21 protein-coding genes are annotated in these 21,247 nt (G+C 36.4%); 6 read left to right on the top strand and 15 right to left on the bottom strand.

What is annotated here, in order from left to right; all coding sequences use genetic code 11:
* Window positions 1-29: 29 nt before the first annotated feature.
* From ACLIBH_RS10345 to ACLIBH_RS10380, 8 genes are all read right to left on the bottom strand, one after another.
* Window positions 30-959 (bottom strand): DMT family transporter, encoded by a 930-nt coding sequence (locus tag ACLIBH_RS10345; RefSeq protein ID WP_439316638.1) that lies wholly within the window; start codon window positions 957-959, stop codon window positions 30-32.
* A gap of 407 nt (window positions 960-1,366) precedes the next feature.
* Window positions 1,367-3,238, bottom strand: coding sequence for an ABC-F family ATP-binding cassette domain-containing protein (locus ACLIBH_RS10350; protein WP_439316639.1), 1,872 nt, complete (start codon window positions 3,236-3,238; stop codon window positions 1,367-1,369).
* A 34-nt stretch (window positions 3,239-3,272) separates the two neighbouring features.
* The gene (locus ACLIBH_RS10355) at window positions 3,273-3,518 is read right to left on the bottom strand and encodes a hypothetical protein (RefSeq protein WP_439316640.1); all 246 of its coding nucleotides are present in this window, start codon (window positions 3,516-3,518) and stop codon (window positions 3,273-3,275) included.
* 482 nt (window positions 3,519-4,000) lie between these two features.
* Window positions 4,001-5,035 (bottom strand): sensor histidine kinase, encoded by a 1,035-nt coding sequence (locus tag ACLIBH_RS10360; protein ID WP_439316641.1) that lies wholly within the window; start codon window positions 5,033-5,035, stop codon window positions 4,001-4,003.
* Between the two features lie 49 nt (window positions 5,036-5,084).
* The gene (locus ACLIBH_RS10365) at window positions 5,085-5,768 is read right to left on the bottom strand and encodes a response regulator transcription factor (protein ID WP_439316642.1); all 684 of its coding nucleotides are present in this window, start codon (window positions 5,766-5,768) and stop codon (window positions 5,085-5,087) included.
* Window positions 5,769-5,793: 25 nt separating this feature from the next.
* Window positions 5,794-6,315: a redoxin domain-containing protein gene (locus tag ACLIBH_RS10370; protein ID WP_439316643.1), complete on the bottom strand. Its 522-nt coding sequence runs from the start codon at window positions 6,313-6,315 to the stop codon at window positions 5,794-5,796.
* Between the two features lie 16 nt (window positions 6,316-6,331).
* Window positions 6,332-7,090 (bottom strand): cytochrome c biogenesis CcdA family protein, encoded by a 759-nt coding sequence (locus ACLIBH_RS10375; protein ID WP_439316644.1) that lies wholly within the window; start codon window positions 7,088-7,090, stop codon window positions 6,332-6,334.
* Window positions 7,078-7,731 (bottom strand): hypothetical protein, encoded by a 654-nt coding sequence (locus tag ACLIBH_RS10380; protein WP_439316645.1) that lies wholly within the window; start codon window positions 7,729-7,731, stop codon window positions 7,078-7,080. The genes ACLIBH_RS10375 and ACLIBH_RS10380 overlap by 13 nt, the downstream gene beginning before the upstream one ends.
* 164 nt (window positions 7,732-7,895) lie before the next feature.
* Between ACLIBH_RS10380 and ACLIBH_RS10385 the strand changes: the two genes are divergently transcribed.
* On the top strand, window positions 7,896-8,882 hold the full coding sequence (locus tag ACLIBH_RS10385; protein ID WP_439316646.1) for a DmpA family aminopeptidase: 987 nt from the start codon (window positions 7,896-7,898) through the stop codon (window positions 8,880-8,882).
* 173 nt (window positions 8,883-9,055) lie between these two features.
* Here the strand turns inward: ACLIBH_RS10385 and ACLIBH_RS10390 are convergent, their stop codons facing one another.
* Window positions 9,056-9,337, bottom strand: coding sequence for a GNAT family N-acetyltransferase (locus ACLIBH_RS10390; RefSeq protein ID WP_439316647.1), 282 nt, complete (start codon window positions 9,335-9,337; stop codon window positions 9,056-9,058).
* A 615-nt stretch (window positions 9,338-9,952) separates the two neighbouring features.
* On the opposite strand from ACLIBH_RS10390, the gene ACLIBH_RS10395 reads away from it, so the two are divergent.
* Window positions 9,953-11,635 (top strand): methyl-accepting chemotaxis protein, encoded by a 1,683-nt coding sequence (locus ACLIBH_RS10395; RefSeq protein ID WP_439316648.1) that lies wholly within the window; start codon window positions 9,953-9,955, stop codon window positions 11,633-11,635.
* 360 nt (window positions 11,636-11,995) lie between these two features.
* On the top strand, window positions 11,996-12,775 hold the full coding sequence (locus tag ACLIBH_RS10400) for an ion transporter (protein WP_439316649.1): 780 nt from the start codon (window positions 11,996-11,998) through the stop codon (window positions 12,773-12,775).
* Between the two features lie 73 nt (window positions 12,776-12,848).
* Here ACLIBH_RS10400 and csaA read toward each other — a convergent pair whose 3' ends face one another.
* Window positions 12,849-13,178, bottom strand: coding sequence for a chaperone CsaA (gene csaA / locus ACLIBH_RS10405; RefSeq protein WP_439316650.1), 330 nt, complete (start codon window positions 13,176-13,178; stop codon window positions 12,849-12,851).
* 463 nt (window positions 13,179-13,641) lie between these two features.
* On the opposite strand from csaA, the gene ACLIBH_RS10410 reads away from it, so the two are divergent.
* A complete protein-coding gene (locus ACLIBH_RS10410) occupies window positions 13,642-14,865 on the top strand; it encodes a dicarboxylate/amino acid:cation symporter (RefSeq protein WP_439316651.1) in 1,224 nt (407 codons plus the stop codon).
* 36 nt (window positions 14,866-14,901) lie between these two features.
* Window positions 14,902-15,783, top strand: coding sequence for a DMT family transporter (locus ACLIBH_RS10415; RefSeq protein WP_439316652.1), 882 nt, complete (start codon window positions 14,902-14,904; stop codon window positions 15,781-15,783).
* Window positions 15,784-16,095: 312 nt separating this feature from the next.
* Here the strand turns inward: ACLIBH_RS10415 and ACLIBH_RS10420 are convergent, their stop codons facing one another.
* Window positions 16,096-17,439, bottom strand: a complete 1,344-nt coding sequence (locus ACLIBH_RS10420; RefSeq protein ID WP_439316653.1) for a cyclic 2,3-diphosphoglycerate synthase — start codon at window positions 17,437-17,439, stop codon at window positions 16,096-16,098.
* Window positions 17,440-17,839: 400 nt separating this feature from the next.
* Between ACLIBH_RS10420 and ACLIBH_RS10425 the strand changes: the two genes are divergently transcribed.
* Window positions 17,840-18,403 carry a cupin domain-containing protein gene (locus tag ACLIBH_RS10425; protein ID WP_439316654.1) on the top strand — a complete coding sequence of 188 codons (564 nt, stop codon included), beginning with the start codon at window positions 17,840-17,842 and terminating at the stop codon, window positions 18,401-18,403.
* A gap of 63 nt (window positions 18,404-18,466) precedes the next feature.
* On the opposite strand, the gene ACLIBH_RS10430 is transcribed toward ACLIBH_RS10425, so the two are convergent.
* From ACLIBH_RS10430 to ACLIBH_RS10445, 4 genes are all read right to left on the bottom strand, one after another.
* Window positions 18,467-19,063, bottom strand: coding sequence for a DUF421 domain-containing protein (locus tag ACLIBH_RS10430; protein ID WP_439316655.1), 597 nt, complete (start codon window positions 19,061-19,063; stop codon window positions 18,467-18,469).
* A 142-nt stretch (window positions 19,064-19,205) separates the two neighbouring features.
* Window positions 19,206-19,670, bottom strand: coding sequence for an SRPBCC family protein (locus ACLIBH_RS10435; RefSeq protein ID WP_439316656.1), 465 nt, complete (start codon window positions 19,668-19,670; stop codon window positions 19,206-19,208).
* A gap of 168 nt (window positions 19,671-19,838) precedes the next feature.
* The gene (locus ACLIBH_RS10440; protein ID WP_439316657.1) at window positions 19,839-20,147 is read right to left on the bottom strand and encodes an antibiotic biosynthesis monooxygenase family protein; all 309 of its coding nucleotides are present in this window, start codon (window positions 20,145-20,147) and stop codon (window positions 19,839-19,841) included.
* Window positions 20,147-21,118 (bottom strand): siderophore ABC transporter substrate-binding protein, encoded by a 972-nt coding sequence (locus tag ACLIBH_RS10445; protein ID WP_439316658.1) that lies wholly within the window; start codon window positions 21,116-21,118, stop codon window positions 20,147-20,149. The genes ACLIBH_RS10440 and ACLIBH_RS10445 overlap by 1 nt, the downstream gene beginning before the upstream one ends.
* Window positions 21,119-21,247 lie beyond the last annotated feature (129 nt).

The following is a 21,247-nucleotide window of genomic DNA, read 5'->3' on the forward strand; positions in this document are numbered from 1 at the left end:
ATGTTAAAATTAGCAATCTCTACCTTTTCTTATTGTTCTTCAGCCCGTTTAGGTTTATAGTTGACGGCTAATATTCCAAGAACTACTAAAACTAACGCCCCGATAATAAACGCGGAAAAATTTTCACCCGGAATAAAAATAACCGATAAAATAGCACCTGACAGCGGCATGACAAATTGATAAACACTAACCTCGCCTGCTTTATTATATTTAAGTAAAGAAAACCAAAGTGCAAACGCTACTATAGAAAGCAGTGCCGAGTAAATTAATAATCCCCAGCCAAATGGCGTAAATGTCATGGCACCTTCCCCCATTAATGGATAACCAAAGCCTAACATTAATCCACCACCAATTGTTAATTGCCAGCCTGTTAATGCAAATGGATGAATACCGACAGCAAGCTCTTTAGCCATTATTGTACCAATTGCCCCCATTAAGGTAGATAAAATCACAAATCCTTCACCCGTAATTTGAAAGCTAAAATGAAACGCTTGTCCCCAATTCGCAAAAACAATACCAACAAATCCAGCTATTAGCCCGAACGCTTTTTGCCAGTTCATTCGATCATTCACATAAAAATAATGTGCTAAAACTACCGTAAAAAATATGACACCCGAAATTAAGATAGAAGCTTGCATCCCAGAAGTTTTAGATAACCCATTATATAGAAAGAAGTATTGCAGCACCGTTTGCACAACCCCAAAAATAATAAGAACTGGTACTTGCCTTCTAGTAACAAATAGTGCTTTTCTATTTAATAAAAGCATCCCAAAGATTAATAAAATTCCCGCTAAGAAAAAACGCATCCCAGCAAAAGCAATTTTAGCCATACTATCGTCTGGCGGCATTTGCAATTCGGTATAACTAATTTTTAATACAGGAAATGCACTTCCCCATAATATGGAACAAAAGACTGCAATTATTGCTACAATCCATTTATTTGTTAAGAAACGGTTCAATTATGTCATCTCCTATGAAGGAACTGTTTTATCTCTTCCTAATACTTCTAATAGTTTAATTGATGCTTTCAAGAAAAGATATTAATATGGCTTATTCTATGACTAGAGCTTATCTTATACTTCAACGACGAAAAAAATAGTGTTTTAAACAGAAAAAAACCGTTAAAAAAGCTTTTTAACTTTTTAAACGGTGGCGTTTATTACCTAATAAATTACAATTTTATCTATATGACAACGGCGATAATCGCAGCGTATTTTAAAAATAAAATAATTGATATAAAATGGTTGAATTCAAGATAGTAAATATGCACCTACAAATAGTTGATTCAACCCGTTCAGCTTTGTTTCTTGTTTTTACTCTTTTGCTAATTCTCTGCTATATTTTTGCTATATTATTAAAGTTGTACTCATTCCATTTCTTCAACAAGCAGTGAAAGTTCTTCCCATCGATTCATTTTTTCTTCCAATGCCATTTCGATTTGCTCCTGCTCCTCAAATAGCTTTTGGGCTTGTTCAAAATCGCTTCCTGTTGCTTGTATTTCCACTTTTAGCTGATCGATCTTTTCTTCCAATGCCATAATTTCGTCCTCGATACTTTCCCATTCTTTTTGTTCCTTGTAGGATAACTTTTTCTTTTTTATTACTTGTTTAACGTCTTGAGTCTTTTTCGGTTGTTTACTCGTTTCTCTCTCAATCATCTTTTCGAGATACTCGGTGTAATTCCCGTAAAAATGCTTTACCTTTCCTTCGCCACAAAATACGAGTAACGTGTCGATCACACGATCTAAAAAATACCGATCATGGGAAACAGTTATAACGGCACCTGGAAAGTGCTGCAAGTATTCCTCTAATACACTTAATGTTTGCACATCCAAATCATTTGTAGGTTCATCCAGCAAAAGCACATTTGGTTCTGTCATAAGCACCTTCAATAAATACAGGCGTCTTTTTTCTCCACCAGATAATCGGCGGATATACGTCCATTGTTTCGGACGTGGAAACAAGAAGCGCTCTAGCATTTGCTCAGCTGTAATAACGTCATTACCTTTTGTTCGGATAACTTGAGCGACCTTTTTTATATAGTCAATTACCCGCAGATCATCGTCAAGATCCTCTTCCTCTTGAGTATAGTAACCAATTTTAACAGTTTCCCCTACTGTAATTGTACCTTTATCTACCTTTTCTCGTTGCGCAATAATGTTTAATAATGTAGATTTTCCTGATCCATTTGGTCCGATTATTCCAAGCCGTTCGCCACGAGTTATTAAATAAGAAAAAGAAGTAATTAGCTGTTTCGACTGATACGCTTTTTCAATGCCATCTAATTCAATCACTTGTTTGCCTAATCGTGTAGATCCTACTTGAAAATCCACATTTTCTTTTTGGGTATGAAATGTTTTTTGCTGCATGTCATCGATTCTTTCAATTCGAGCTTTCTGTTTTGTTGATCTTGCTCGTGCCCCTCTTCTTAGCCATGCAAGCTCTCTTCTTAATGTATTTTTGTGTTTTTGCTGTTCGTTGCGTTCCTGTTCTTCTCTTTCGGATTTCTTTTCTAGAAAAAGCTCATAATTTCCTTCATATGTATACATCGTCCCTTTATCCAACTCAAATATTCGATTCGTTACTCGATTAAGAAAATAGCGGTCATGTGTAACGAGCAATAAAGCTCCATTGTATGTAGCTAAATAATTTTCTAGCCAAGTAATTGTATCGTTATCTAAATGGTTTGTCGGTTCGTCCAAGATGAGTAAATCTGCAGGCTGAATTAACGCCCGTGCAATAGCTACACGTTTTTTTTGGCCACCTGAAAGAGCTTGAACCGGTTGATCGACATCGTTAATTCCTAAACGCATCAAAATAGTTTTTGCCTTTGTATTGGCATCCCATGCTTCATGTGCGTCCATTTGCTGTTGCATCTCTAAAAGACGTTTTTGGTTCTCTTCACACATAGGATCTGCTTCGAGTCGGAGAAGGGCTTGTTCGTATTGACGCATGACGCGCATAACCGTCGCCTCACCGTAATAAATTTGTTCAATGACTGTCAGCAACGGATCCAATTGTGGAGTTTGTGCTAAATATTCAATTGTATACTCTTTCGGATGGGTAACTGTGCCCGAATCTGGCGCATCTATTCCAGCAAGTATTTTTAATAAGCTCGACTTTCCCGTACCATTAACTCCAATTAACCCAATACGATCTCTGTTTGATATTGTACAGTTAATTTGTTGAAACAGTGTAGTATCTCCATATGATTTTTTTAAGTTTTCAACCGTTAGCATAATTTATCATCCTTATGAATAGCAATTCATCCAACTATTTATTTCGTTCACGCACATATTGCTTTACAAAAAGTACAATTAAAAATAAGAGCCAGGAAGTAACGATATAAAAAATAATTTTACCTGATTCAAATAAATCGGAAAAGAAGAAAAGCATACCAAGCCAAATAATGAATACACCTAAAATTTGATAGCCATAAAATTTAAGATTAATTGTTATCTCCTCCATATAAAGCACTACATCCATTTTAGCGAATGTATTAGTAATTTTCCATTTCAAAACAAAAAGCCCGCAACGTGCGGGAATAAAAAACGATATTTTTATACGATACCCTTCATAAAGCTATTATAACTATTGAATTGAATGATTTTCATAATTCCAAGCCTATATTAAACAGTGTTCGTTACAGAACAGGTAAACGAGCAAAAAACATTTTGTATAGTCACCTTAATGTACAATGCATCTAAATTAGTATTTGAACGAATTCATACAGCATTCAACCAAGAAACAGAGGCTGCATAGCAACACTAACTCGTCTGTGTGGAATTCGGATCCACGCAGAATCCTGCAGGAAAAGCAACAGCCGAAAATCCATTTCAAAAGTTTTGGGAAAAACTTTTAAAGTTAGTTGAGTCGTTGCCTGCGGAAAGCGGAGTGAATCCGGATGGAACAAAGCTGACACCATTCTGGCTTTAAATTTTTAAATCGATTTTAAAATTCTTCTGTTCTTTTGTGATGTTTTAAAAATGGCAAGTATAAAATTAACTCGATTGCTTAATTAATGGAAGGAGCACCCAGAAGGTTGTAACAGTGCCTTCGCTGTATACACCGACCTTACCGTTATGACGCTCGACAATTTCCTTTACAATAGCAAGTCCGAGCCCTGAACCACCCGTTTTTCGATTTCGGGAAGCTTCTACACGGTAAAACCGTTTAAAAATATTTGCTTCATCCTTGTGTGGGATCTTGCTGCTTGGGCCTGAAAAGGATATTCGATAAAAGATGTCTTCCTGTTCACCCGTAACGAGAATCGAACCGTCTCCTTCATAATAGCGAATCGCATTATCAAGCAAATTATTTAATATTTGCTGAAGCCCTTCCACATGAACCTTTATTTTTACAGGTGACGCATTTACTTGTACATCAATAGCAGATTTTAATACTTTCCAACGAAACATTGCTACACATTGATGAATTTGCTCAGAAACATCTATCAATTGTTTTTTCATTAAACTTTGTGTGGTAATCTCGTTCCACTCTTTTAAAACGTCTAATTCATCGACTAAGCGAGAAAGCCGATTAGCTTCTTCGGATAAAGCTAGAAACAATGCTTTATCCCCTTCAATTAAGCCAGACTTTAATGCGTGTAAATACCCATTCAAATTCGAAAGCGGTGTACGCAGTTCATGAGATATATCCGATACAAATCGCTTCCGCTCTTGTTCATCTGCTTGAAGCTGTCGCAACAGCCCGTTATATTGCTTCGTAAGCTCTGCAATTTCGTCATCAGACGTTACAACAATTTCTTTAGGATAATTGCCCTCCTTCAACTTTTCAGTCGACGCAATTAACGTACGAATCGGCTGAACAAGTTTTTTTGTCATATAAAAGTGGGCCATCGCTCCTACAACGACAGCTATTATGCTAAATGTCCATAAATATTGCAACAATGTCGCATTAAATTGCTGCTGTCTTTGCTCATCAAAATTTGTTATTCCTTCTACTAAAAAGCATGCCGTTTCATATATTGCCCAGCTGCTTACAACTATTGAAACAGAAATAATTACTACATTCATCAACGTTAGCTTCCATAAGAAACCTTTTGGAAGAAGCGCTTTTAATCGTTTAAGAAGGAACAAATCGATACCCCATTCCTCTTACTGTTTGAATACGTTTAGGATGAGAAGGTATATCTTCAATTTTTTCTCGCAGTTTTTTAATATGTGCATCAATTGTCCGATCGAGTATAGACTGTTGCTCAAATGGATAAAGCTCAGAAATAAGCTGTTCACGAGAAAACACAACACTCGGATGCTTCATTAATAAATGTAGGAGATTAAATTCATGCTTTGTAAGCTGAATTGGCTTATCATATAGGTAAGCCTCTCTTTTACGTGGCTTAAGGCATAATCCATTATTGATTACTTTATTGCAAAAGTGTCCTGTTCTACGTAAAACAGCTTCCACCTGTGCCATTAGTTCATCAGGATCAAATGGTTTGGTTATATAGCCGTCCGCCCCCATACGCAAACCGGCAATTTTATCATCAACTCGTGCTTTGGCAGACAGCATGATAATGGATACTTCTTGATTAATTTGCTCCCTTACCCACGTACAAAACGATTCCCCACTCATTTTCGGCAGCATTAAGTCGAGTATTATTAAACAAGGGTGATAAGTTAAGAAAGCAGCTTTAGCCTCTTCACCATCCACTGCTTCGACAACCTCATAGCCGTTCTTTTCCAAATATAGCCGAACGAGCTGACGAATCATTGCATCATCTTCTACAATTAAAATTATTTGACTCATGTTTATCCCTCGATATAATTTAGCCTTATTTCATTTTTTCATATTCCTGCACCATTAGTTCATAATTAAGAGCTCCAAATGAGACGTTTTGTATCTTTCCTTCTGAATCAATCATAAATGTAGTCGGGATTGGTTGAATGCGATAACGATTAGCAACAGATGAATCTTCATCTAAAAGAACACGAAATGTTACACCGAATTCTTCAACAAACGCAGGTACATTACTTTTACTACTTTCAGTCTCCAATAAATCCACCGCTAAAATAACGACGTCCGTTTTTTCATGGAATTTTTGCATATCTGGCATTTCTGCTCGACATGGAGGACACCAAGTTGCCCAGAAATTTAACATTACGCGCTCACCTCTGAAGTCGGATAGTTTAACCGTTTCTCCTTCCAATGTTTTTAATTCAAAATCAGGAGCAAGGTTTCCTTTTTCTAAGCCGACCTCAGCTTCTTCAGCAACCTTTTCGTCATTTATTACAAAATCATATACAGCCCACGCAAAGAGTGCGACAATAATTGCAATAATAATTCCTTTTTTCATTTAAATCCCTCCACATTTATCCAAGCTTTTCTAACCACGTATCCTGAACGAGCTTCAGAAAAAACTCTGCAATTCGTGGCATTTGTCCAGTAAACAGAATAATACCCATCGCAATCATAATTATACCGCCAATTTTCATAATCACTTGACCACGCTGTACGATCCATTTTGTAGAACCAAGGAAGAAAGTAAGTATTAAGAACGGGAGTGCAAACCCAATAACGTACATGAACGTATAAAATATTCCTTGCCCTGGATTACTAGCTGCTAAAAATAAAATAGAAGCAAAGATTGGACCGATACACGGCGTCCAACCAGCAGCGAATCCAGTACCTACAAAAAAAGTCCCTACATAACTAATTCTTTTTTTCGTATAGTGCAATCTTTTTTCTTTCATTAAAGTTGGTACGTTTAGCCAGCCAGCAACAAATAGACCCATTACTATTATAAAGATTCCGGCTATACGCTGAATAAAAAGACCTGAATTACCAGCGAGAAGATCTTGAATCCAACGCCCAAGAAATGACGCTCCAATTCCTAGACTAATAAATACAAGAGAAACACCAAGAATAAAAAACAAGGAATGGCTGAGTAATTTCCGTCGTATTTTAGCATTTTTTGACCCTTGTAGCTCCTTCACACTTATCCCTGTAATGTACGATAAATATGCAGGAAAAATTGGTAATACACATGGTGATAAAAAGGACAATGCTCCTGCCCCCAATGCGAGGAACATTCCTACGATTAAAACTGTATCCGTTTCTATTCCACCCATGCTGACACCTTCCTTTTATATGTTAATCGATAGAGTACAATTAAGCTAATAATCATTAGTACGAAAAATAGTGGATCGATTAAATAGCCAAAAATCCGTGTATATGGCATAACTATTGCAAGTACGAGCTGAGCAATATTCCAAATAAATATTAGAACTAGCAACTGTTTCCCCTTATTAAATCGCTCCATTAATACGAGTATGACTAAAATAAACATTACGCTTAAGTACGGCAGCATCACGTAGTTTTTGTTAAACAGAAGTTGAATGAGCTCATACATAAACGAGCTTAATAAAAATATCGGCGTAAATACATACAGAAGCATTTTTGCATTAAACGAATGACGTTTTATTTTAAATGCTACATTAATTCCGATTAATAGTACGGCAACATAAAAAGCGGCTGAACTACTCGGATAGGCGAGTACAGATAAAGGATCTTGTATAAAGAGTTGAATATTTGCTACGATTTTTCCAACCCAAATATAAATTACAAAATTAATTAGGAGCGATGTTAGTTCTTCCAGTTGTTCCTTTTTCGATTGGTGTGGCAATGAATTTGTAAAATAATAAACGATATAGCTCAATAAAAAGCTAGTAACTAAAATTCCTATTTTCGTTAATGCTGCTGTTAAAGCCATTTCAACCCTCCATCATCCATGTTCTCATTTAATTATACAATTTATATATGAAAATTTGATGAATGCCGCTTATATTTCAATAAAATAGATTTTGCTATGCCACGAAAGTGCCTTATGCATGCTATAATAAAGCAAATTTAGGCATACATATAGGAGGGTTTTCCATGGTACTGCAAAAAGGAAAAGCTAATTGTATCACCGATGTGAAAGAGGTTAAAGTCGGCCACGTTACTTTATATGAGAAGCTGACAGAAAAAGACACGATTTGTACTGGAGTAACAGCGATTTTGCCTCATAGCGGTAATCTTTATAAGGAAAAGGTACGTGCAGCATGCGAGGTTATTAATGGGTTTGGCAAATCGGCTGGTCTCGTAGAAATTGAAGAACTTGGATTAATTGAATCGCCAATAATGCTTACAAATACTATGAGTGTCGGCCCAGTGATGCAAGGTGCTCTAACGTACATGCTTGAACAAAACGAGGATATAGGTAATTCATCGCCATCAATAAATATAGTTGTCGGAGAGTGTAATGATGGTTTTTTAAATTCAATGCGCATGCAATCCGTAAAGCCAAACGATGCCGTACAAGCAATTGAAAACGCTTGCCAAGAGCCGACTCAAGAAGGTGCTGTCGGGGCTGGAAAAGGAATGATTTGTTACGGGTATAAGGGAGGCATTGGTACAGCTTCAAGAGAAGTTATCGTAGAAACTAAAGCATACACGATCGGCTGTCTCGTATTAAGCAACTTTGGTAAGCGAGAGGAAGCTTTATTTGCTAATTGGGAAAAGGCACCAATCAAAACACCTGAAGGCTCGATAATGATGATCATAGCGACAGACGCTCCCTTTTACGATCGACAGTTAAGACGTCTTGCCAAACGCTGTGCCGCTGGTCTAGCTCGTACGGGTAGTCATATGGATCATGGTAGTGGCGATATTGCCATCGCTTTCTCTACTGCTAATAAATACAAACACAATACAGGGGAGCCGACAGAAAAGGTTACCTTCTTCCGCGACGATCATAAAAGCATGAACCAGTTCTTCCTGGCGGTAACAGAGGCGACAGAAGAAGCGATTATAAATTCATTAAAGCAAGCTGAAACAACGATAGGAAAAGGCGGGTTTACGGTAGAAAAGGCGCCTTTGTAACTAAACATCTTCATTAAAAACCTAAAAGCCATTGAAAGTCGGTCACTTAGATTCCGTTCTTTATTCATTTTAATCTTCAATCATTTGAGTGAATAAATAGAGGGTCAGGCAGCTATCCATTCTCATCAGCATTGCCTGACCTCTAATTTAAATAAATGATTTTTAATTTTTATCTAAGACTTCGCTAAAACATCGTGATATTCGGGTGTCTTTTCAATTTTATTCTTTGCGTACGAACATTCTGCAATTATTTTCTTTCCTTCTGATCGAGCAAATTCCACCATCTCTGCCACGAGCTTTCCTGCCATTCCTTGTCCACGAAGCTCATCGGATACATACGTATGGTCGACAATCAATGCTTGCTCATCCTTTTCCTTAAAAGTAATTTCAGCTAGCGGTGACGATTCGTTTTCTCCAACGAATAGCTTTCCATCTCCTTTATTAATTGCAGTCATACTCACCCTCCTTTTCCTTATATTCTAACACAATTCCTATTATTTTGACTTTCAAAAACACCATATGATTAAGTCACGTATTTGTGGGTGTTATTTTAAGAAGTTAAAAAACCTCTCTTTGTATTCGTTAATTTTAGTATTGCTTCCTACCGACCGCAGTAGATATACACTACGCTTTCCGAGGAGGCTGAAGCCGTGCCCGCGGAAAGCATCTACCTGCAGTGAAAATCAACGGTGTTATTCATGTGTATATCGTTCGAAGTAAAATTGATCACATATTATCTAGTTAGATTCGTGCATCTGTTCCCCTACAAACATTTTACTCATACACACCATATGACTAAACGACTAATTTTTGTATCAATTGGTTTATTTTCAAAATACAAGTAATTTAAAAATAGAAGCGGTGCGTACAAAGCTCTTATTTCTACTTAATAAAATGAAGCACAATAAATGTAGTTCCTTTGTTCTCACGCAACTATTTTACTCATACATAACGTATAAACTTTACACTCCATTTACGTCTCCTTTACTTAAACGTAATATACCACTGGTACAATTGGTGCAGCATAGGTCATACGCATCATTTATTTTCAACAAGGGGGCTTTCTTATAATGCATTACTATCAATTTATAATGAGAAAAATATCTTTACGGACACGATTGGTTATTCTTTTTATTTCGTTAACGGTCCTTTCAATAACCGCAGTAGGTACTATATCTTATACAAACGCCAAAAATATTACCGTAGAAACGATTGAAAATAGATTAGTTAATGAAACGAATGTAATGCGCCATATTGCAGAAAATCTCCACTTTTTATATGTGAGTGATGAAGATTATTTTATGCAACAGTTAAACAGTAAAATTCGATTACAACAGGAACAGCTTGAATCAGAAGGAATTGCTTCTGAATTTTTTTATGTTACGAATAATAATGTTATTCCTTTTCAAGTGAGCGAAGGAAAGTTACCACCGATTTCCTCTTCATTAATAGAGAAGATAACGAGCACAACTGATGGGCAGCTTACAAGTAAGATACAGGGAGAAGCTTTTACAGTATCGTTTCAATATATGGAGGAGATTAACGGACATTATGCGTTACTCGTTCCAACACAATCCTTTATGGCTCCGGTAAATAAAATGGGTTATTTTACCATAACGATTATTGGCGTATGCATTTTACTTTCTACCATTATCATTTTCTTATTCGTGCACACATTGACAAACCCATTACACGTCTTGCGAAATACGATGCGTGAAGTACGTAATGGCAAAATTGAACAAATGGGTTGTATACATACTACACTTCCAGAACTAACCTCATTGCAAAAAAGCTACAATGCAATGATCACTCATATGCGGAACGTTTTACATGAATTGAAATCAACAACAACCGAATTAAATAAGACAGGGGAACAATTAACGCACAACTCAGAGAGTACGCTCACGGCAAGTCAGCAGCTTGTCCAAGCAATTGAAATTGTGAAGCAAGGTGCTGAACAAACAGCTCATAATTCGGAAAAAAATACAAACAGTTTTACAACAATGAAAAACAAGTTCGTTGACATATTTACACACATGGAGACCGTCTTTACCCGTTCAAAAATAATGCGATCTTCTGCTGTAAGTGGAGAAGAAAATATGGTGAAATTAATTAATACGAACGATGATTTTGAAAAGGATTTCCACCACTTAACGAAAACGATAAACCAGGTTAATTTATACGCCCGTTCTATTTCTAATAGTGTTGGTCTTATTCATGACATCGCTGAACAAACAAAATTATTAGCGTTAAACGCGGCAATTGAAGCTGCTCGTGCAGGAGAAGCAGGCAAAGGTTTTTCCGTTGTGGCTAATGAAGTCGGAAAGCTAGCGGAAGCATCGGCAACGGCTAGTACAGAAATCACCCAATCCATTGATAATATGGAAGTAATCACAGCAAATGCAACGGAAGAATTTGAGCAAATGTTTTCAAAAACGAACGATAATTTGTTGTTAGCAAATGAATCGAAGCAATCATTCGATGCCTTAATGGGTGATATTTCCAATGTTACTAACCAGCTCCAAATAATTAAAGGCGAGCTCAGAGGGTTAGAAGAAGTCATGCCAACACTTGAGTTATCTGCTGTTGATTTTGCTTCCGTCTCACAGGAAACATTGGCAAGTGCAGAAGAAATGCTTGCAAGCAGCGATCAGCAAATGACTGAAGTTAAAAACATGCATCAAATGGGAATAAAACTATCGAATACTTCAAAATCATTATCTAAACTAACAAATACCTTCCAGTTAGATTAAGCATATGTGAATCAATTTCACACAATCTCGTATTACTAGATGCGTAAGCGCCCTGCTTAGCGCACAGCGACTGGACGGAACATTTGAGATATAGAGTTTAAGCACCACAGTACGATGACTTATCGCAAGACACAGTTGGAAGTCGGCTTCTTTTCGCGTCGTGGAAGCTAGACAGCTATGTACGATAAATTATCCATTTACTGCTGTGCATAAAGTAGATTATAAATCAATTCCGCATGACTGTTTTCCATCCTACACACTATTTTTGAGTTCATTCCTTTTTGAATAGCAATCGTAAATATATTAGATGACATTCGTGGACTGAATCAGTAAAATAGCGTAGAGGAGGAATTACTAAAAATGAATCGTTTGAAAAAATATTGTGAACAATTGGCTCAGCATCCTGTTTTTATGAATGTAATCATTTTATTAATTATTATAAATGCTATTTTAGTAGGTTTAGAAACGTACCCTTTTATTGCGAATCGATTTGAGCAGTCAATTTTTATACTCGATCAATTATTACTGTGGGTTTTTACAGTTGAAATTATCATTCGTTTAATAGGAAGCAAATCAATTGTTTCCTTTTTTAAAGATCCGTGGAATATATTTGATTTCGTAATCGTATTAAGCGGACATATTTTAATTGGTGCCTATTACGTAACCGTATTACGGATATTACGTGTGTTACGTGTGTTGCGTGCGATTTCTATTATCCCATCTCTGCGTAAAATGGTAAATGCTCTTTTATTAACGATTCCATCCATGGGAACGATACTGTTACTACTAAGCTTATTCTTTTATATCTATGGAGTTATGGGGACGTTTTTATTCCGTTCGATTGCACCCGAATACTTTGGATCGCTGCACGACTCGTTATTGACGTTATTTCAAGTTGTTACACTTGAATCGTGGGCTAGCGGAGTCATGCGACCGATTTTAGCGCAAGACCCTTCTTCTTGGTGGTTTTTTGTTACTTTTATCTTGATTGGTACGTTTGTAATTTTCAACTTGTTTGTCGGTGTTGTTGTTAATAATGTAGAAGAAGCAAATCAGGAAGAACAACCTTCCCCAACAGATATTAAGCTCGAAAAGGTACAAAAAGAATTAGAGGAAATTAAACGGCTACTACAAAAATAACGGAGTACATACATAGAGTTCAAACAGGCTGTCATTCGATTTGTTTTCGTAGAGCGACAGCCTTACCTTACATTTAGGAGATACGCGTTCCGTTTTCTACACCCTCGTCTGGACTTAATAAGACGACATCACCTTCTTCAGGAACCCCTCCTAAGACGAGTACTTCTGATTTATACCCAGCGATGCGCATTGGCGGAAAGTTAACTACGGCGGCTACTTGCCGACCAAGTAGTTTCTCAGGGTTGTACCTCTTCGTAATCTGAGCGGAAGATTGCTTAATTCCGAGCTCGCCAAAGTCAATCTCCAACTTTATTGCCGGTTTTCTTGCTTCAGGAAAGGGCATAGCTTTTATTATTGTCCCTACTCGCATATCAATACTTTTAAACGCTTCAAATGATACCATAACTCGAGCCTCCCATTTGACTAATTTGTTGCTTCTACCATATCATACTTAAAATAAGCTTTACCAAAAATTGAATAAAAAAATCCTTTTCATTCACTTTTGTGTACGTAAAATGTTGTGGATGAGGAGTTACTATAATACGTATATTAATAATAGCCGTTGAGTTATGTGAAGATTCTCGTGAGAAAAGCAAGACCTGAACATCCATTTTAAAAGTTTTGGGGCAACCTTTTAAAATTAGTTGAGGCGTTGCCTTTGGAAAGCGGAGTGGATCCGGATGGAACACAGCAGACACCAATCTAGCTTTAAATTTTTAAGTCGATTTTAAAATTCTGTTCTTTTGTGATTTTTTAAAAATGCCAATTATGAAATTGACTCAATTGATATAAATCATGGTACGATTAAAGCAAATGCTGTACTATGTAGCTAACTTAATTAAATTTGAAACGGACAAGGTAGTGACATGATGAACGCATGGAAAAAATACCAAAACAGCTCACTCGTACTAAAAATGGCCATAGGATTTGGTTTAGGAATAATTATAGGATTAGTCTTTAAGGAAGATGCAAGGTTCTTACAGCCACTTGGAACACTGCTTATCCATTTATTAAGCTTAGTTGCAATACCAGTAATCTTCTTAACCGTAATCTTGGCTGTCGACCAAATGAATCTTGTCCAGTTAGGAAAATTAGGCGGGAAATTAGTAATTTATTACACAATTACAACCGCTGCCGCTGTCGTGATTGGACTTGCGCTTGCGGTTGTAATTAACCCAGGAAAAAATTTATCCCTTCCTAATACAACAATAGACAAACCGGATATCCCACACGTTTCCGATATTTTATTGCAAATCGTACCAAAAAATATTTTCGCAGCATTTTCTGCTGGCGATCTAATGGCAATTTTATTTGTTTCCGTGATTATCGGAATTGCTATTTCAACAATGCGTTTTTCTAAAGATATAAAGATGCAAGAAAACGGCCAATTGCTCCATCGTATTTTTATCGCTTTAAACGATATGTTTTATAAAATACTGAGCGGAATTTTATTGTACGCCCCGATCGGAGTCTTTGCAATTAGCGCGTCCACGTTTGGCACACAAGGCTGGAAAACGTTGCAATCCTTACTGGCATTTACTGCTGTATTTTATATCGGCATTATCCTTCTCTGGCTACTCGTATATACGAGCTTTATTAAGCTTACAGGAAGGTCAATCTTTGCCTTTTTCAAACAAACGAAAGAAGCGTATACTACTGCCTTTTTTACTTCAAGTAGTATCGCTTCTTTACCCGTAGCAATTCAATCCGCTAAGAAAGCTGGTGTATCGGAACAAACCGCTAATTTCTCCTTGCCGCTAGGAGCAGTATTTAATTCAGATGGTGGCGCATTAAGGATGGGCGTTTCGATCATTTTTGCAGCAAACATATCGGGATTAAATTTATCATTCATAGACTTAATATTTATCGTTGTAATCGGGACATTATTATCTGTTGGAACTGCTGGTGTACCGGCAGCCGGACTCGTAACGTTATCAGCGGTACTCACTATGTTTAATCTGCCGTTAGAAATTGTTGCATTAATTGCAGGAGTTGATGCAATTATTGGCATGGGCGGAACAGCATCTAATGTTGTTGGTGATATTGTCGGTGCCACAGTTGTAGACAAAACGAAACCGAATGAAGCTTGATAAAATAGACAAAAAGATACTACTATGGAGGATTAGATGCGTAAATATTTGGGGGAATTTGGCTTAATTATAACTGCAATAATTTGGGGAAGCGGCTTTGTTGCCAGCGCAATTGCATTGGAATACTATACACCCTATCAAACAATGTTCGTACGCTTTTTTGTTGGGGCACTTATACTATGTCTCGTATTTTTTAATAGACTTAAACAGTTAAATAAAAAGGTACTTATTAATGGCATTATTTTAGGTAGTATTTTATATTTAGCATTTGTTCTGCAAACGGTCGGGTTACAGTTTACTACTCCTTCTAAAAACGCTTTTTTAACAGCTGTAAATGTCGTCATCGTCCCAATCATTAGCTTTCTTATATATAAACGACAATTGGACCGTTTTGAAGTGTTTGGCTCTATTTTAGCTATGACTGGTGTGGGGATTATTTCTCTGCAACTGACAACATCGATTAATATTGGCGATCTGCTTTCTTTATTATGTGCCTTTGCTTTCGCCTTTCATATTTTTTATACGGCACAATTTGTAAAGAGTGGGGACGCTATTTTATTAACACTTGTTCAAATGATAACCGCATCTGTGATAGGCTTTATCCTAATCGCTGTACTAGGAGAAGTAAAAATGCCATTAGAAGCTCGCTCATTATACTCCATGTTTTATTTAGGGGTATTCTCAACTGCTATCGCTTTTTTATTACAGACAGCAGCTCAGAAATTTGTATCCGAAACGAAAGCAGGCATAATTCTTTCTACTGAAGCGCTTTGGGGAACAATTTTCTCCATCTTAATAATTGGTGAGATTATTACATTGAAAATGGCATTAGGTTCAGCCATAATCTTACTAGCTATAATTATTTCTGAAACTAAAATAAACCCATTTAAAATAAAACTCGAACGACAAAAGGTTTAATTAAGCATAAAGGACGCGCCCTTTTCTTTTAAACTGATAAAGGCTTGGCCATTGCACACACGTCAATCCTGTTTAATTTGCATTGACGTGTGCTTTTTTATGTTTTGTATTGTATGTTTCTACATGTTTTCGCTTGAAATAAAGCTTTCTATTATGAAATCAAAATGATGTTCGTGACCTCACACTTCCCTATCAAAAAGTAATGTGATTTTTCTTCACCAACGTCATATATTGTACAACCACCATTCGAACTAAATCTACTAAGATAAAAATAAACTGTCGAACATCTAGATATTCGACAGTTTATTTTTATTATTTTTCTAAATTATGTTTTTTAATAAAATCACTTAATATTTCTTCTAAATTAGGGCTGCCAACTTCATCGAGGTCATAATGCACTCTTGTACACGGTTTGTTTATGTTTATTATTCTCGTTAAATCCATTGGTGTTCCAATAATAACTACATCACAATCCGTTTGATTAATCGTAGTTTCCAAATCTTTTAATTGTTGTTCCCCATACCCCATTGCTGGAAGTACTTGCCCAATTTCTTTATAGATTTCAAAGGTCTCCGTTAATTTACCTACTGTATAAGGTCTTGGATCAACAAATTCTTTAGCACCAAGTCGTTCAGCAGCAACAGTCCCAGCACCAATTTTCATTTCGCCATGTGTCAATGTAGGGCCATCCTCAACGACGAGCACACGCTTGCCTTTTATTATTTCTGGTTTATCAACCGTTATTTTCGATTCTGCCTTAATAATAGTTGCGTCTGGATTGGCAAATTTAATGTTCTTCTCTACAATATTAATTGATTCCTCGTCTGCACTATCAATTTTATTAATTATCGTAACATCAGCAGTTCTAAGACTAACTTCTCCTGGATAATAGCTTAACTCGTGACCAGGACGATGTGGATCTAATACTGTAAATGCTAGATCTGTTTCATAGAATGAGAAGTCATTATTTCCCCCATCCCATAAAATAACGTCACAGCCGTCTGGATCATTTTCAGCCGCTCTTAAAATTGCTTCATAGTCAACACCCGCATAAATAATATTCCCACGCTCGACATGCGGTTCATATTCTTCCATTTCCTCAATCGTACATTGATGCTTCTTTAAATCATCAACAGTTGCAAAACGTTGAACCTTCTGTGCGGCTAAATCACCATATGGCATTGGGTGTCTAACTGCAACTACTTTTAATCCATGCTTCATCAGCGTTTCAATTATTTTCCGTGACGTTTGGCTTTTTCCAGTTCCCGTCCGTACAGCACAAACAGAAATAACGGGCTTGTTGCTTTTAATCATTGTGTTTTTCGGTCCTAAAAGCGTAAAATCAGCACCAGATGCGTTAACGATCGCACTTACGCCCATCACTTCATTATACGTTATATCGCTATATGCAAAAGCACATTCATCAACATCTAATTCATGTAATAACTCAGTTAATTGATCTTGAGAGTAGATCGGGATTCCTTCTGGATATAATTCTCCTGCCAACTCTGCAGGATAACGACGACCATCTATATCAGGGATTTGTGCCGCTGTAAAAGCTACGACATTGTAACTTTCATTATCCCGGTAATATGTATTAAAGTTATGAAAATCTCTTCCTGCAGCTCCAATAATAATAACGTTTTTTCTTTTCATCTGACTCTCTCCTAATAATACAGTGTGTTAAGCATGAACCTATTGTATACTAAAAAATGACCTGTGTACAGTATTTTTATAAATTTTTTTGTATTTTTATGAACACCCTTGTGAAAATAGGATAAAAATAGGTCGAAGCGTTTAATTCAACGTCAACTGTTGCCCAATCACGTATTTATTATATAAAAATCGCGTGAAAAAGAGGTTGTTATGTGAAAAAAAGTAGCGCGATATGAATAATAATAAGAAAACATGCATAAACGCCTTTCCATAACCAAAGACTAAAAGCTTTCATCTTAAGGTAGCTATCCGCTATTATTTCATAACCGTTACAGAGTAGCATTCCTAGGTAAAGCGCATAAGATAGTTTTAAAGATATTTAAGGAGAGAAAAAACTACAATGTATTATTACTCTACTATGCGTCCACAGCCGTGTTTTTTTCAACCTACAAGATGCAGTTGCACAAGACAACCAATGTATCAACCGTTTAATAACGGAACCGTTCAGCCTCATTGGCATTGTTCGTCTATTAATCATAAAGATAATATGGGAATTCGGGATTATGGAAAAAAACCATTCGTAGTAAATATTGAAGCTGTAACTGAAAAAAACTGTACATTTCGTACTACACTATGGACAGGGGAGAAATTGCAAGTTACTTTGATGAATATACTTCCAGGTGAAGCTATCGGTTTAGAGATTCATCCAGAGGTAGACCAATTTCTACGTATAGAAGTTGGGCATGGCCTTGTGCAAATGGGAAATACGAAAAACAATTTGAGCTTTGAAAGACTCGTATATGAAGACGATGCAATCATGGTACCAGCTGGAACATGGCATAATTTAACGAATATAGGTAATATACCACTTAAATTGTATACGATTTATGCCCCACCTGAGCATCCGTTTGGAACGGTACATCAAACGAAGGCAGATGCCTTAGAAACAGGCGAAAGTTACTAATTTAATACTGCAACAAGGGGAACACTAAAAAATTGGCCGGTACATTATGAAAGGCCGGCCTTTCTATGGCTCATTCTTTCCTTCAAATTTATTCGTTTTAATCTCCTCAAATAAATTATTGTTCGTCCTTTTCTTAACGCTTCTATTTTTTACACGGCTCTCTGCTGTTGCTTCATTCATAAATGTAAAAAAATCTTCTTTTGTTAATGGTTTTTTACTATCTTTTAATTCATAGCCGAGTTGACCACTTACTTCAATAGTGGCATATTGAACATCTTCTATGGAAGAAACCCCAGACTGTCGTAACCGCGTTTCAAGACGATCAATCGTCAATCTAACTTTTTTTAAGTTTTCGATTTGTACTTCTCCATTGTCAATCACCAGTACGGCTTTACCTGTAGAGATTGTTTCCATAAAATCAAATTTCATTTCTAAGTATTCCGTAATTATCATTAGTACTGTAATTAAGAGCGCCACACCAAATGTAATAAGCAATCCTTTCCCGGATACAGGTTGAATTAATAAAGAACCGATTCCGACCATTACAATTACTTGAGTGATGGTCATTTGCGATATAGATTTCCTACCGCCGATTCGCAAAATAAATCTGCCTATATAAAAGATAAGTACTGTTTGCCAAACCCAATGAAAATCATTCACTTAACTTCACCTGACCTTTGTTCATGTATAACATTTATTCTATAAAATGCACCATTAAACAAAAATCATTCAAAAGCTGACTTCATATAAATTTGAATTTCTGGCGGTTTCCTGCACCACTCTAACATTCGTTTGTAATTGACTAGCTATTATCGATTGATATATCCGCTTCCGCTTCGGCTTTGACGCGTTGGACAAATTGTCTAAATACTTTATCCGATGCAAACATTAAAAAGATTTTTACGAACCATTTTAAAGGGCGATTCGTCGCCGTGTATGTGAACAGTGTCTTATTTTCATTTATTTTTTGTAGCTCATAATAAGCAGTAATCTCAAATAGATTAGCCAGTGTAAAGCCGACCTTCAGCTTTTTCTTATGCGGCGTATCCATAAATTCTAGCGTTTCGACTTCATACGACTCTATTCGTTTCCCCTGTTTATATTTTTGATGATAGACACTTCCAACCCCTTCAACTGTAATTTTTATTGGTTTATTTTCAACTACTTCAGGCATAATTTTTTGCATATTTTCTAATGTGCCATCAAAAAATTTCCAAACTGTTTCAATTGGTGCATTAATTTCTACGTCCTTTGTCCATTTCTTCAAAAGAACCCCTCCATCAATTTAAATATAAATCTAAAAGAATACAACAGCCAATCCTTTTATGTTCATTTATTTTAGCATATCATGACAAAAGCCAGGCTATTCATGCTCGAATGAATGCCTGACTTTGTTGAACGATATGAGTCCCTTTTAATTAACTCCTATCCTATTTTATTTTTTACTTTGCAGCTCATATACGTGTTGACTGGATTCAATCATGTAATCAGGCTTTGGCATACCTGCTCTCGCCTTATGACCAGCGATGTGCTCTGGGTGCTTTTCCCAATTCTTCCAATCGACTTCGGAATCCCATCTAACAATTACTTGTATTTCTTCATCACCGCGATGGACTTTTTTTTGTACAACATGCATATCAATAAAGCCAGGCTGTTTCTCAATGAGTCCTTCACCAGCAAAACCTTTCGCTACTGTTTCAGCATAGCCTTCTTTTACAACAAAGCGTTTTATTTGAAACAACATTATTGCACACCTGCTTTGACATCTTCCGCCATCATTTTGATCGTTTGCAGTCCGCCACCTGATAAGTACCAAGGTCCACCGTCCAGGTAATAAATATGATCGTTGTTGTATGCATTGGTCATTTTAACAACATCATTTTCAATCGACTCTTTAACACTAGCATTTGGATCAAATGCTTTATCACGATCAATGACAAATAAGATGTCTGGATTTGTCTGTTTTATATACTCAAATGTAATACTTTGTCCGTGTGTTGATTTTTCAATGCCTTCATCTGCAGCCTTAAAGCCAAAAACATCATGAATTATACCAAATCGAGAGCTAGGTCCGTACGCACTTACTTTCCCCTCATTTCCCATGATAACCAACGTTTTCTCATCTGAACTTGTTGTTTTCTCTTTAATCGATTCTATTGTTTTAGTTACTTCTTCTAATTCTTTTTCCATTTCTTCTTCCTTATTGAAGATTTTAGCGACTGTATTCATATTTTCCGTAAAAGATTCCATATAATTGTTGTAATCTACTTGCAAATATACCGTTGGAGCAATGTCTTTAAACTCTTCGTACAGGTCAGCTTGACGGGAAGAAATAATGATTACATCTGGATCCAATTTATGAATCGCTTCAAAGTCTGGCTCTTTTAAGCTCCCTACGTTTGTATATTCTTCACTTGCATATTTTTCTAAGAAAGGCGGAATTACCGCTTGTGGAACACCTGTAACTTCAATTCCAAGCTCATCTAATGTATCGAGCACACCAAAATCAAATACAACAACTTTTTCCGGTGTTTTCTCTAATACGACTTCTTCGTCATCGAGCTCGTGTTTTACTGTAACGGACGTATCCTCTGTTGCAATCGATTCCTCACTTCCGCTAGCTGTATCTTCTTCGTTCGCATCTCCATTTGAACCACACGCAGAAACAACAACAATAAAAGCAAATAGTAGTATAAATAATGACCATTTTTTCATTAGGTATAATCCTCTCTTTTTTGAATCACAAAAATTAAAAAATCTCTTGTGATTTACATTTTTTTAAGTTTTTTGTGCAATATAATTTATTCATCTAAGAATAAAACTACGAGTCTTCTCACACGCACT

The organism is Virgibacillus sp. W0430, assembly GCF_051846935.1.
Classification (GTDB): domain Bacteria; phylum Bacillota; class Bacilli; order Bacillales; family Amphibacillaceae; genus JBPYCR01.